Below are 12,702 nucleotides of genomic sequence, written 5' to 3'. Positions count from 1 at the left end.
GACCCGAGGCGCCCTTGTCCTTGCCTCCGCTGATCCACGCGGTGCCGGCGATGTCCAGGTGCGCCCAGTCGTAGGCCTTGGCGAAGCGCGACAGGAAGCAGCCAGCGGTGATGGTGCCGGCCTTCGGGCCGCCGATGTTGGCGATGTCGGCGAACGGGCTGTCCAGTTGCTCCTGGTACTCGTCGAACAGCGGCAGCTGCCAGGCGCGGTCGTCGGCGCGCTTGCCGGCATCGAGCAACTGGCCGACCAGCTCGTCGTTGTTGCCCATCAGGCCGGAGGTGTGGCTGCCCAGGGCGACGACGCAGGCGCCGGTCAGGGTGGCGATGTCGATCACCGCCTGGGGCTTGAAGCGCTCGGCGTAGGTGAGGGTGTCGCACAGCACCAGGCGGCCTTCGGCGTCGGTGTTGAGGATCTCCACGGTCTGCCCGCTCATGGTGGTGACGATGTCGCCCGGACGGGTCGCGCCACCGCTCGGCATGTTCTCGGCGCAGGCCAGCAGGCACACAAGGTTGATCGGCAGCTGCAGCTCGAGCACGGCACGCAGGGTGCCGAACACGCTGGCGGCGCCGCACATGTCGTACTTCATCTCGTCCATGTTGGCGCCCGGCTTGAGGCTGATGCCGCCGGTGTCGAAGGTGATGCCCTTGCCGACCAGCACGAAGGGTTTTTCACTCTTCTTGCCGCCCTGGTAGTTGAGCACGATCAGGCGTGGCGGCTGGTCGCTGCCCTGGCCCACGGCGTAGAACGCGCCCATGCCCAGGTCCTTGATCTTCTTCTCGTCCAGCACTTCGACCTTGAGGCCTTTGTGGGCCTTGCCCAGGTCCTTGGCCTGCTCGGCGAGGAAGCTCGGGTGGCAGACGTTCGGCGGCAGGTTGCCCAGGTCGCGGGTGAAGGCCATGCCGGTGGCGATGGCGCTGGCGTGCTTGACGGCGCGCTCGGCTTCGGCCTGAGCCGCCTTGGCGGTGAGCAGGGTGACTTTCTTCAGGGCGCGTGGTTCGACTTTCTGGCTCTTGTAACGGTCGAATACGTAGTTGCTGTCCAGGAGGGTCTCGGCCAGCAGGCGGTACTTGCCGTAGTGGCCGTCGCGGCCGGTGACGGCGATGTCGTCCAGGGCCAGTACCGCGTCGCCCCCGCCCAGGCCCTTGAGCACGCCTGCCACACTGGCGACCAGTTTGCGCCAGGCACGGTCGCCGAGGGCCTCGTCCTTGCCGCTGCCGACCAGCAGCACGCGCTCGGCCTTCAGGCCAGGCAGGTTGTGCAGCAGCAGGGTCTGGCCCGGCTTGCCGGCCAGGTCGCCACGCTTGAGCAGCGCGCTGATCGCGCCTTCGCAGGCCAGGTCGACGGCCTTGGCGGTGGCGCCGAGCTTGCGGCCTTCACCCACCGGTACGACCAGGGTGGCGGTCTTGACGGATACAGCGGCTACGCTTTTTACAACCAATTCCATGTCTGGGGTCCCCGAATGATCAGTCAGTTGGCGCTGTCTCGTGCAAGCGCTCGGAATGCCGCTGCGGCCACCTTTGCCTGCCAGCGGAAAAGCTGCCAGTTTGAGCCTGCCGCGACCTTCATGACAACCCCGGCATCGAGTGTCATGCGCAGCCAAGTGACAGGCGCCGTCAATCACAGGATAATGCGCGCACTTTTACATGGAGGTTCGCCTTGGCGAACCGGCATGGGGCTTGGCTGCCCGCATCGTTCGTCTGGCTTTGAGCCCCTGACAACCCAGGAGTGTCTGGTTTGATCGTCTTTCGTTATCTGTCCCGCGAGGTCCTGGTGACCTTGAGCGCCGTCAGCGCCGTGCTGCTGGTGATCATCATGAGCGGGCGCTTCATCAAATACCTGGCCCAGGCGGCCCAGGGCGTGCTCGATCCGGGCGTGCTGTTCATGATCATGGGCTTTCGCCTGCCCGGCTTCCTGCAGCTGATCCTGCCGCTGGGGCTGTTCCTCGGCATCCTGCTCGCCTATGGCCGGCTCTATCTCGAAAGCGAGATGACCGTGTTGTCGGCCACCGGCATGAGCCAGCAGCGCCTGCTGGCGATGACCATGGCCCCGGCCGCGCTGGTCGCCCTGCTGGTGGCCTGGCTGAGCCTGAGCCTGGCCCCCTTGGGCGTGGCCCAGGTGCAGAAGATCATTGCCCAGCAGGACACCCTGACCGAGTTCGACACGTTGGTGCCCGGGCGCTTCCAGACCCTGCGCGACGGTTCGCGGGTCACCTACACCGAACAGCTTTCCGATGACCGCATCAACCTGGCCGGGGTGTTCATCTCCGAGAAGCGTTTCAACCAGGACAAGACCAAGGACCGCGCGCCCTCGGTGCTGGTTGCCGAGAAGGGCCACCAGGAAGTGCAGGCCGACGGCAATCGCTACCTGGTGCTGGAGAACGGCTATCGCTACGACGGCAACCCGGGCCAGGCCGACTACCGCGCGATCAAGTACGACACCTATGGCGTGCTGCTGCCCAAGCCGGAGGTCGCCGAGGAGGTGACCGAGCGCGAGGCCATTCCCACCACCGACCTGATCGGCCATGACGGCGTGCGCGAGCGTGCCGAGTTGCAGTGGCGCCTGTCGCTGCCGCTGCTGGTGTTCGTCGTGACCCTGCTGGCGGTGCCGCTGTCGCGCGTCAACCCACGCCTGGGGCGATTCCTCAAGTTGCTGCCGGCGATTCTTCTGTACATGGCTTATCTGACGATGCTGATTTCCGTGCGTGGCGCCCTGGAGAAGGGCAAGCTGCCTCTCTCGCTAGGGATCTGGTGGGTCCATGGCCTGTTCCTGTTGATCGGCCTGGCGCTGATGTACTGGGAGCCGCTGCGCCTCAAGCGCGCCGCGCGTCGTGCGGAGGTGGCCCGTGGTTAAACTGGATCGCTACATCGGCAAGAGCGTGCTGCTGGCGATCGTCGCCGTGCTGGGCATCATTCTGGGGCTGGCCTCGCTGTTCGCCTTCATCGACGAGATGGGGGACCTGAGCGACACCTATACCGTGCTGGACGCCAGCACCTACGTGCTGCTGACGGCGCCGCGCCGGCTCTACGACATGCTGCCGATGGCGGCCCTGATCGGCTGCCTGATCGGCCTGGGCAGCCTGGCCAGCAGCAGCGAACTGACCATCATGCGCGCCGCGGGCGTATCCATCGGCCGCATCGTCTGGGCGGTGATGAAGCCGATGCTGGTGCTGATGCTGGTCGGCCTGCTGATCGGCGAATACGTGGCCCCGGTGACCGAGAACAAGGCCCAGGCCGACCGTTCGCTGGCCCAGGGCGGCGGCGAGGCGCAGAGCTCCAAGCGCGGCATGTGGCACCGCCAGGGCGAGGAGTTCGTGCATATCAACTCGGTGCAGCCCAACGGCCTGCTGCTGGGTGTGACCCGCTATCGCTTTGACGAGCAGCGCAAGATCCAGACCTCCAGCTTCGCCCGTCGTGCGCAGTACGTCGAAGGTAAATGGATGCTCAGCGACGTTTCCACCACCTACTTCCGTGGCGATCACACCGAAGTGGTCAAGGCGCCCGAAGAGGTGTGGGATGTTTCGGTGACGCCGGAGCTGCTCAACACCGTGGTGCTGGCGCCTGAGTCGCTGTCGATCACCGGGCTGTGGGACTATATCCACTACCTGGCCGACCAGGGGTTGAACAACTCGCGCTACTGGCTGGCGTTCTGGACCAAGGTCCTGCAGCCGTTGGTCACCGCGGCGCTGGTGTTGATGGCGATCTCGTTCATCTTCGGCCCGCTGCGCTCCGTGACCCTGGGTCAGCGCGTGTTCACCGGCGTGCTGGTGGGCTTCGTGTTCCGCATCGCCGGGGACTTGCTGGGGCCATCGAGCCAGGTGTTCGGCTTCCCGCCGCTGCTGGCAGTGGTGATCCCTGCGGGGATCTGTGCGCTGGCGGGCTTGTGGTTGATGCGCCGGGCGGGTTGATGGCCTGAGCTGCACAAAAAAGCCGACCCTTGGGTCGGCTTTTTTGTGCGCAACAGGAAGAGCAGGATTTACCCATCCCCTGTAGGAGCGGCCTTGTGTCGCGATAGGGGCGCGAAGCGGCCCCAGGGTCTGCGCCACAAGTCAGATCGCCGGGGCCGCTTCGCGGCCCTTTCCGACCGGTCCGACGCCTCGGCAAGGCCGCTCCTACAGGGCGATCGTCGGTCCGGTCTACTTCTTGCGCTTGGGCAAGCGCACCAGCTGCGTCTCGGAATAGATGTCGTGCCAGCTGCGCTGGCGCTTGTCGACCAACGACCAGAAGAACCCCAGCCCCAGGCACAGCCAGGAGGCGATCGACACCAGGAAGCGCAGCAGCGCCTGCCACAGGCTGATGGCGCTGCCGTCGGCGTTCTGCACGCGCACGCCCCACACCTGCATGCCCAGCGTTTGCCCACCATGGGTCCAGAACTTGGCGAAGAAACCGAACAGGGCGAACAGCAGGATGGTCGACAGCAGCGGGTCGCCATCCAGCGCGCCGGCGTCGGTGAGTTCGCGCATGCGTGCCTCGCCGATGATCGCCATCTGGATCATCTTGTAGGCGCCAGCGGTGACGATCAGCAGTGCGGTGCACAGCAGGAAGTCATAGAACATCGCCGCCAGCCGGCGACCGAGGCCGACGGGGGGAAAATCACCCTGGGGTGAGAGCAGGGGCTTGGACATGCAGGACGGCTCCGAATGGCGAAGCCGCTATTCTACGGGCAAAAAAAAGCCCCTGCACTTGGCAGGGGCTTTTTGAATTCGGGTAATCGCTTAGGCGACGACCTGAACCTTGTCAGCCTGCAGGCCTTTCTGGCCTTGCACGGCTTCGAAGGTGACTTTCTGGCCTTCTTTCAGGCTCTTGAAGCCGTTGCCTTCGATAGCACGGAAGTGAACAAACAGATCAGCACCGTTCTCAGGGGTGATGAAGCCGTAACCTTTCTCGTCATTGAACCACTTGACGGTACCGTTCTGACGCTCAGCCATTGTCTTATTTCCTATGAAACTTGAATTTTGATGACAGTTTCTTTCACGCTTTTGTAAGTGAAAGACTACTGGGCTGGGTTGCAGGAAAGTAAGAGACGTCGAACGGGTTGTAGCAGATTGCGGCTACTGGCCCAGGTCACGAACTGTTGCGACCCATGCAAACACAGTGCGATGACTCTACGCCAACTGCCGAGCGAAAAACAAGCCCTGGCGGGGGGTGAAAATCAGGCTTTTCCCGATAACCGAACGATTTGTCGGAAACGGCGTGGCGCCTGGGCTGGCGCTATGTTCAGAAGTTATTGGACAGGTTCGAAAACGAATATGTCGAACCCGTCCAATCCACTCAATCAGCCACGGTAGTAACGCTGTGCCACGAAAGGCATTTTGCTGACTTTCAGGGCAACTTGCTTGCCACGCACGACGGCAAACAACGCCGTGTCGACGGCAGCATGTTCGCTATCGACATAGCCCATGGCCACTGGCGCGCCGAGCGTCGGACCGAAGCCGCCACTGCACACTTCGCCGACCACCTTGCCAGCCTGGTCGACAATCTGCGCGCCCTCACGCACTGGCGTGCGCTCCTGCGGCAGCAGGCCGACCCGCTTGCGCGCCACGCCCGCCTGTTGCTGGGCGTACACGGTTTCGGCGCCGGGGAAGCCACCGGCACGGGCGCCGTCGGCACGGCGGACCTTGGAGATGGCCCACAACAGGCTGGCTTCGATCGGGGTGGTGGTGGTGTCCATGTCGTGGCCGTACAGGCACAGGCCGGCTTCCAGGCGCAGCGAGTCGCGCGCACCCAGGCCGATCGGCTGAACCTCGGGCTCGGCCAGCAGACGGCGGGCCAGGGCTTCGGTGGCAGCGGCGGGTACCGAGATCTCGTAGCCGTCCTCGCCGGTGTAGCCCGAGCGGCTGACGAAGCAGTCGTTGCCGAGCAGGGTGACCGGGCGGAACTGCATGAAGGTCATGCCGGCCACTTCCGGGGCCAGGCGTTCCAGCACCTTGACTGCCGCCGGACCTTGCAGGGCGAGCAGGGCGCGCTCCTCGAACAGTGGCTGGATCTCGCAGCGATCACCGATATGTTTGCGCAAGTGCGCCAGGTCCTGGTCCTTGCAGGCGGCGTTGACCACCAGGAACAAGGTGTCGTCACCCAGGTTGGCGACCATCAGGTCGTCGAGGATGCCGCCCTCGGCGTTGGTGAACATGGCATAGCGCTGCATGCCCACCGGCAGGTCGACGATGTCCACCGGCACCAGGGTTTCCAGGGCACGGGCGGCATCGCTGCCGCGCAGGATGATCTGGCCCATGTGCGAGACGTCGAACAGGCCGGCCTGCTCGCGGGTGTGCAGGTGCTCCTTGAGCACGCCCAGCGGGTACTGTACCGGCATGTCGTAGCCGGCGAAGGGCACCATGCGCGCGCCCAGTTCCAGGTGCAGGGCGTGCAGCGGGGTCTTGTGCAGTGTTTCGGACATCGGTGACTCCTCGTTTTTTTTTTCGGGTCAACATTCGATGATGTTGACGGCCAGACCGCCGCGGGCGGTCTCCTTGTATTTGCTTTTCATGTCGGCGCCGGTCTGGCGCATGGTGCGGATGACCTTGTCGAGGGAGACGTAGTGCTGCCCGTCGCCGCGCAGGGCCATGCGCACGGCGTTGATGGCCTTCACCGAGCCCATGGCGTTGCGCTCGATGCAAGGCACCTGGACCAGCCCGCCGATGGGGTCGCAGGTCAGGCCCAGGTTGTGTTCCATGCCGATCTCTGCGGCGTTCTCCACCTGCTGCGGGGTCCCGCCCATTACTTCGCACAGGGCGCCGGCGGCCATCGAGCAGGCCACGCCGACCTCGCCCTGGCAGCCGACCTCGGCGCCGGATATCGAGGCGTTTTCCTTGTAGAGAATGCCGATCGCCGCCGCGGTGAGCAGGAAGCGCACCACGCCGTCTTCACTGGCGCCGGGGACGAAGCGCATGTAGTAGTGCAGCACCGCCGGGACGATGCCGGCCGCGCCATTGGTCGGCGCGGTGACCACGCGGCCGCCGTAGGCGTTTTCCTCGTTCACCGCCAGGGCATAGAGGTTGACCCAGTCGAGCACCGACAGCGCATCGCGCAGACTCGCCTCCGGATGGCGACTGAGCTGGCGATACAGCGCCGGCGCTCGACGCTTGACCTTGAGCCCGCCAGGCAGGATGCCCTCGTGGCGGCAACCGGCGTCGACGCAGTCCTGCATCACCTGCCAGATGTGCAGCAGGCCGGCGCGGGTCTCGGCCTCGGGGCGCCAGGCGGCTTCGTTGGCCAGCATTACCTGGCTGAACGACAGCTGCTGCGCGGTGCAGTGGGCCAGCAGTTCCTTGCCGGTCTTGAACGGGTAGGCCAGCACGGTGCTGTCCTCGACGATACGATCATGGCCCGCCGCGTCCTCGTCGACCACGAAGCCGCCGCCTACCGAGTAGTATTCGCGGCTGCGGATCTGCAGCCCCGCGGCGTCGAAGGCGCGGAAAATCATGCCGTTGGGATGGTAGTCCAGTGGCTTGCGGATCATCGCCAGGTGCTGCTTCTCGACGAAGGCGATTTCGTGCTCGCCGAGCAGGCGCAGGCGGCCGCTGTCACGGATCGCCTGCAGGCGGGCGGGGATGGATTCGGTGTCGACGGTGTCGGGGTGTTCGCCTTCGAGGCCCAGCAGCACCGCCTTGTCGCTGCCGTGGCCCTTGCCGGTGGCGCCAAGCGAGCCGTACAGCTCGGCCTTGACGCTTGCCGTGCCGGCCAGCAGGCCGTCGCGGCGCAGCCCCTCGGCGAAGCGCGCAGCGGCGCGCATCGGGCCGACGGTATGCGAACTGGAGGGGCCGATGCCGATCTTGAACAGGTCGAAGACGCTCAGGGACATGGTGATCTCCTAACCGGCTCTTGGGGTTGATGGTGACCCTGTGGGAGCGGGTTTACCCGCGAATGCGTCGGTGAATTCACTATCGCATTCGCGGGTAAACCCGCTCCCACAGGGGCCGAGGCCCGCCTCACAGGTGTGGGCAGGCCTGGAGCTATCAGACGTCCTGATAGCTCTCGATCGACGGGCAGGCGCAGACCAGGTTGCGGTCGCCGAACACGTTGTCGACCCGGCCTACCGGCGGCCAGTACTTGCCTTCCACCAGGCTCGGCAGTGGGTACACCGCCTGCTCGCGGCTGTAGCCGTGGGTCCATTCGCCGGCCAGCTCCGCCGCAGTGTGCGGGGCGTTCTTCAGCGGGTTGTCGTCCTTGTCCAGGCTGCCGTTCTCGACCGCGCGAATCTCCTCGCGGATCTGGATCATCGCGTTGCAGAAGCGGTCCAGTTCCTCTTTGGACTCGCTTTCGGTCGGTTCGATCATCAGCGTGCCGGCCACCGGGAAGGACATGGTCGGGGCGTGGAAGCCGAAGTCGATCAGGCGCTTGGCCACGTCGTCGACGCTGATGCCGCTGGTGTCCTTGAGCGGGCGCAGATCGAGGATGCACTCGTGCGCCACCAGGCCGTTGCCGCCGGTATACAGCACAGGATAGTGCTCTTCCAGGCGACGGGCGATGTAGTTGGCGTTGAGGATCGCCATCTGTGAGGCGCGCTTGAGGCCCGCGCCACCCATCATGCGAATGTACATCCAGGTGATCGGCAGGATGCTGGCGCTGCCGAACGGCGCCGCGCACACCGCGCCCTGGGTGTTCTCCAGCGCCGCGTGGCCGGGCAGGAACGGCGCCAGGTGCGACTTGACGCCGATCGGGCCGACGCCCGGGCCGCCACCGCCATGAGGGATGCAGAAGGTCTTGTGCAGGTTCAGGTGCGAGACATCGCCGCCGAACTTGCCCGGGGCGCACAGGCCGACCATGGCGTTCATGTTGGCGCCGTCGATGTACACCTGGCCGCCGTTGTCGTGGATGATCGCGCAGATTTCGCCGATGGCTTCCTCGAACACGCCGTGGGTCGACGGGTAGGTGATCATGATCGCCGCCAGGCGCTCGCGGTGCTCGATGGCCTTGGCGCGCAGGTCGTCGATGTCGACGTTGCCGCGGGCGTCGCAGGCGGTGACCACCACGCGCATGCCGGCCATGTGCGCGGTGGCGGGGTTGGTGCCGTGGGCGGAAGACGGGATCAGGCAGATGTCGCGGTGGCTGTCGCCGCGGCTGCGGTGATAGGCGCGGATCGCCAGGAGGCCGGCGTATTCGCCTTGGGAGCCGGCGTTGGGCTGCAGCGACACGGCGTCATAGCCGGTGGCGGCGCAGAGCATGGCTTCCAGCTCGGTGGTCATCTGCAGGTAGCCCTGGCTCTGCTCGGCCGGGGCGAACGGGTGCAGATTGCCGAACTCGGCCCAGGTCACCGGGATCATTTCGCTGGCGGCGTTGAGCTTCATGGTGCACGAGCCCAGCGGGATCATGCTGCGGTCCAGCGCCAGGTCCTTGTCGGCCAGGCGGCGCAGGTAGCGCATCAACTCGGTTTCGCTGTGATAGCGGTTGAACACCGGGTGCTCGAGGATGGCCGACTGGCGCAGCAGGCTGGCCGGAAGGCGCACGGCGACGGTGTTGGCCAGGGTGGCGAAGTCAGGGATGGCCTGGCCGTCGGCGAACAGGTGCCACAGGGCCTCGACATCGGCCTGGCTGCTGGTTTCGTCCAGCGACAGGCCCAGGTGGGTGGCGTCGATCTGGCGCAGGTTGATGCCCTGGGCGCGGGCCTTGTCGTGCAGGGCGGCGGTGGCGCTGGCTGTGGCCAGGGTCAGGGTGTCGAAGAAGTCGCCGGTGACGACCTTCACGCCCAGCTTGGTCAGGCCGGTGGCCAGGATCGCGGTCAGCGCGTGGGTGCGCTCGGCGATGCGCTTGAGGCCGGCCGGGCCGTGGTACACGGCGTACATGCTGGCGATGTTGGCCAGCAGCACCTGGGCGGTGCAGATGTTGCTGGTGGCCTTCTCGCGGCGGATGTGCTGCTCGCGGGTCTGCATGGCCAGGCGCAGGGCGCTCTTGCCGAAGCGGTCGATCGATACGCCGACCAGGCGGCCCGGCATGTCGCGCTTGAACGCGTCGCGGGTGGCGAAGTAGGCCGCGTGCGGGCCACCGAAGCCCAGCGGCACACCGAAGCGCTGGGCGCTGCCGATGGCCACGTCGGCGTCGAACTCGCCGGGCGGGGTGAGCAGGGTCAGGGCCAGCAGGTCGGCGGCCACGGCCACCAGGGCGCCTGCGCCATGGAAGCGCTGCACCACATCGCGGTAGTCGAACACATCACCGTTGCTGGCCGGGTATTGCAGCAGGGCGCCGAAATAGGCGCTGACGTCGCTCAGTTCACGCTCGTCGCCCACCACCACTTCGATACCCAGAGGCTCGGCACGGGTGCGCAGCACGTCGAGGGTCTGTGGATGGCAGTGCACGGAGGCGAAGAAGGCGTGGCTGGCCTTGTTCTTCGACAGGCGCTTGCAGAAGGTCATGGCTTCGGCGGCGGCGGTGGCTTCGTCGAGCAGGGAGGCGTTGGCGATCGGCAGGCCGGTGAGGTCGCTGATCAGGGTCTGGAAGTTCAGCAGCGCTTCCAGGCGGCCTTGGGAGATCTCTGGCTGGTACGGGGTATAAGCGGTGTACCAGGCCGGGTTTTCCAGCAGGTTGCGCAGGATCGGCGCCGGGGTGTGGGTGTTGTAGTAGCCCTGGCCGATGTAGCTCTTGAACAGCTGGTTGTTGCCGGCAATGGCTTTCAGCGCGGCGAGGGCGTCGGCCTCGCTCTGGCCATCTTCGCTGCCGAGCACGCTGGTGCCCTTGATGCTGTCGGGGATGACCGCGGCGGTCATCGCTTCCAGCGAGTCGAAGCCCAGGGTGGCGAGCATGGCCTGCTCGTCAGCGGCGCGCGGACCGATGTGACGGGCGATGAATTCGTTGGCGGTGCCGAGGTTGATGGTCATGGTGCGGTACCTCAGGCGTCGTCGTTGGCTTTGAGCAGGCGGTCGTAGGCGTCCTGGTCGAGCAGGGCGGCCACTTCGCTCATGTCGGCGGGGATGAAACGGAAGAACCAGCCTTCGCCCAGCGGGTCTTCGTTGACCAGCTCGGGGCTGTCGTTCAGGCCTTCATTGACCGCGACCACTTCACCGGTGAGCGGCATGTACACGCCGCTGGCGGCCTTGACCGACTCCACGGTGGAGGCTTCGGCGCCCTTGTCGTACTGCTGCAGCTCCGGCAGTTGCACATAGACCACGTCGCCGAGGGCGTTCTGGGCGTAGGCGGTGATGCCCACGGTGACGCTGCCGTCGGTTTCGACGCGCAGCCATTCGTGATCTTCGGTGAAACGCAACTCGCTCATGGGAATTCCTCGGGAAGCAGGGGCGTTGGGCGCGGTAGGCTCCGCGCTCTTAAGGTTGGAATTCCCTTAGCAATAATGCGGCCAGTCTATAAAAATCCTTTTAAATCAATCACTTAATAAATTTATGCTGTGTCGTCATGACTACTTTGGAACGAAATCGCTACACAGGGGCCGAGATTATAAAGCGTTGTGGGATCAAGCCCTTGCGTAGGCGCATTCGAATGAGAGTGTATTGATTTCGATACGGTGTATCGATTTCAATCCATGTCGATGCCGTCAGCTTGCGGCAAACAGGGGTAACGCCAGGTACAGCTTGATCACGATGACATTGATGATATCGATGAAGAACGCCCCCACCATGGGGACGACCAGGAAGGCCAGCTGCGAAGGACCATAGCGATGGGTGACCGCCTGCATGTTGGCGATGGCCGTCGGCGTGGCGCCGAGGCCGAAGCCGCAATGCCCGGCCGCCAATACCGCCGCGTCGTAGTTGCGCCCCATGACCCTGAATGTCACGAAGATCGCGAACAGGGCCATGACCAGTGTCTGCATGGCCAGCAGCATCAGGAACGGCAAGGCCAGGGAGGCCAGGTCCCAGAGCTTCAGCGACATCAGGGCGATCGCCAGGAACAGCGACAGGCTGACATTGCCCAGCACCGAAACCTCCCGCTCGAACACCTGGTACAGGCCCAGCGCCGATAGCGCGTTGCGCAGCAGCACGCCGACGAACAACACGCAGACGAAAGTCGGCAGCTCGAAGGCGGTCCCCAGGAGCAGGCCGTTGAGCAGCGAACCGGCCAGCAGGCTGACGGCAATCAGGGCAATGGTTTCAACCAGGGAAAAGGGGGTGATCAGACGCTCCTTGTTCGGCTGCTCGAAACCTTTCGGCAGTTGTGGCGTGACCTGTTCGCCACCGGGCGTGCGGATGCCTCTGACCAGCAGGCGGGCCACGGGGCCGCCGATCAGACCGCCGAGCACCAGGCCGAATGTCGCGCAGGCCATGGCCAGTTCGGTGGCCGAGGCCAAGCCGTAGGTCTCGCTGAAGGTCGTGCCCCAGGCGGCGCTGGTGCCGTGGCCGCCGGACAGGGAAATCGAACCGGACAGCAGCCCCATCAGTGGATCGAGGCCCAGCGCCTTGGCCAGGCCGATGCCCATGGCGTTCTGCACCAGCAGCAGCCCCGTGACGACCAGCAGGAAGGTGCCGACGACGCGTCCGCCTTTCTTCAGGCTGGCGATGTCCGCGTTCAGGCCGATGGTGGCGAAGAACGCCAGCATCAGCGGCGACTGCAGTGAAGTATCGAACTGGACGCGGACTTCGAAGCTGCGCAGCCCCAGCAGGAGGAGGGCGACGATCAAGCCGCCGGCGACCGGTTCGGGAATGTTGTAGGTGCGCAGGAAACCAATGCGCTTGACCAGTCCACGGCCGAGCAGAAGGACCAGCGAGGCGGCTACGAGTGTTCCGTAAAAATCGAGCTCAAGCATTCAACGTACTCTTCGTCA

At 65.2% G+C, this 12,702-nt stretch carries 10 protein-coding genes; 2 read left to right on the top strand and 8 right to left on the bottom strand.

Translation table 11 applies throughout. The features are described 5' to 3' along the window. Positions 1 to 1,444, bottom strand: a 1,444-nt coding sequence (locus N5D48_RS04980) for a leucyl aminopeptidase (protein WP_279881762.1), incomplete at its 3' end; no start/stop codon positions are given. A gap of 290 nt (positions 1,445 to 1,734) precedes the next feature. Here N5D48_RS04980 and lptF point away from each other — a divergent pair. Next, the gene (gene lptF, locus N5D48_RS04975; RefSeq protein ID WP_279881759.1) at positions 1,735 to 2,850 is read left to right on the top strand and encodes an LPS export ABC transporter permease LptF; all 1,116 of its coding nucleotides are present in this window, start codon (positions 1,735 to 1,737) and stop codon (positions 2,848 to 2,850) included. Then, positions 2,843 to 3,904 carry an LPS export ABC transporter permease LptG gene (gene lptG / locus N5D48_RS04970; protein ID WP_279881756.1) on the top strand — a complete coding sequence of 354 codons (1,062 nt, stop codon included), beginning with the start codon at positions 2,843 to 2,845 and terminating at the stop codon, positions 3,902 to 3,904. The genes lptF and lptG overlap by 8 nt, the downstream gene beginning before the upstream one ends. Before the next feature lie 228 nt (positions 3,905 to 4,132). Here lptG and N5D48_RS04965 read toward each other — a convergent pair whose 3' ends face one another. The 7 genes from N5D48_RS04965 to gltS form a co-directional block, all read right to left on the bottom strand. Further along, positions 4,133 to 4,621, bottom strand: coding sequence for an RDD family protein (locus tag N5D48_RS04965; RefSeq protein ID WP_279881754.1), 489 nt, complete (start codon positions 4,619 to 4,621; stop codon positions 4,133 to 4,135). A 90-nt stretch (positions 4,622 to 4,711) separates the two neighbouring features. Beyond that, positions 4,712 to 4,924 (bottom strand): cold-shock protein, encoded by a 213-nt coding sequence (locus tag N5D48_RS04960; RefSeq protein WP_279881752.1) that lies wholly within the window; start codon positions 4,922 to 4,924, stop codon positions 4,712 to 4,714. Positions 4,925 to 5,271: 347 nt separating this feature from the next. Then, on the bottom strand, positions 5,272 to 6,393 hold the full coding sequence (gene gcvT / locus N5D48_RS04955) for a glycine cleavage system aminomethyltransferase GcvT (RefSeq protein ID WP_279881750.1): 1,122 nt from the start codon (positions 6,391 to 6,393) through the stop codon (positions 5,272 to 5,274). 27 nt (positions 6,394 to 6,420) lie between these two features. Further along, a complete protein-coding gene (locus N5D48_RS04950) occupies positions 6,421 to 7,797 on the bottom strand; it encodes an L-serine ammonia-lyase (RefSeq protein WP_279881748.1) in 1,377 nt (458 codons plus the stop codon). A 154-nt stretch (positions 7,798 to 7,951) separates the two neighbouring features. Next, the gene (gene gcvP / locus N5D48_RS04945; RefSeq protein WP_279881746.1) at positions 7,952 to 10,807 is read right to left on the bottom strand and encodes an aminomethyl-transferring glycine dehydrogenase; all 2,856 of its coding nucleotides are present in this window, start codon (positions 10,805 to 10,807) and stop codon (positions 7,952 to 7,954) included. 11 nt (positions 10,808 to 10,818) lie between these two features. Beyond that, complete coding sequence (gene gcvH, locus N5D48_RS04940) at positions 10,819 to 11,202, bottom strand: glycine cleavage system protein GcvH (protein ID WP_279881743.1); 384 nt, start codon at positions 11,200 to 11,202, stop codon at positions 10,819 to 10,821. Between the two features lie 276 nt (positions 11,203 to 11,478). After that, positions 11,479 to 12,684, bottom strand: a complete 1,206-nt coding sequence (gene gltS / locus N5D48_RS04935) for a sodium/glutamate symporter (protein ID WP_279881740.1) — start codon at positions 12,682 to 12,684, stop codon at positions 11,479 to 11,481. Positions 12,685 to 12,702 lie beyond the last annotated feature (18 nt).

The organism is Pseudomonas sp. GD03858 (genome assembly GCF_029840925.1).
In the GTDB taxonomy this organism is placed as follows: Bacteria; Pseudomonadota; Gammaproteobacteria; order Pseudomonadales; family Pseudomonadaceae; genus Aquipseudomonas.
This window is presented reverse-complemented; position numbering and strand designations above follow the sequence as displayed.

Bases quoted from the DNA above. Each gene is read 5' to 3' on its own strand.
- N5D48_RS04965 (WP_279881754.1), bottom strand. From the start codon at position 4,621: ATGTCCAAGCCCCTGCTCTCACCCCAGGGTGATTTTCCCCCCGTCGGC.
- gcvH (WP_279881743.1), bottom strand. From the start codon at position 11,202: ATGAGCGAGTTGCGTTTCACCGAAGATCACGAATGGCTGCGCGTCGAA.
- N5D48_RS04950 (WP_279881748.1), bottom strand. From the start codon at position 7,797: ATGTCCCTGAGCGTCTTCGACCTGTTCAAGATCGGCATCGGCCCCTCC.
- N5D48_RS04960 (WP_279881752.1), bottom strand. From the start codon at position 4,924: ATGGCTGAGCGTCAGAACGGTACCGTCAAGTGGTTCAATGACGAGAAA.
- gcvT (WP_279881750.1), bottom strand. From the start codon at position 6,393: ATGTCCGAAACACTGCACAAGACCCCGCTGCACGCCCTGCACCTGGAA.
- gltS (WP_279881740.1), bottom strand. From the start codon at position 12,684: ATGCTTGAGCTCGATTTTTACGGAACACTCGTAGCCGCCTCGCTGGTC.
- gcvP (WP_279881746.1), bottom strand. From the start codon at position 10,807: ATGACCATCAACCTCGGCACCGCCAACGAATTCATCGCCCGTCACATC.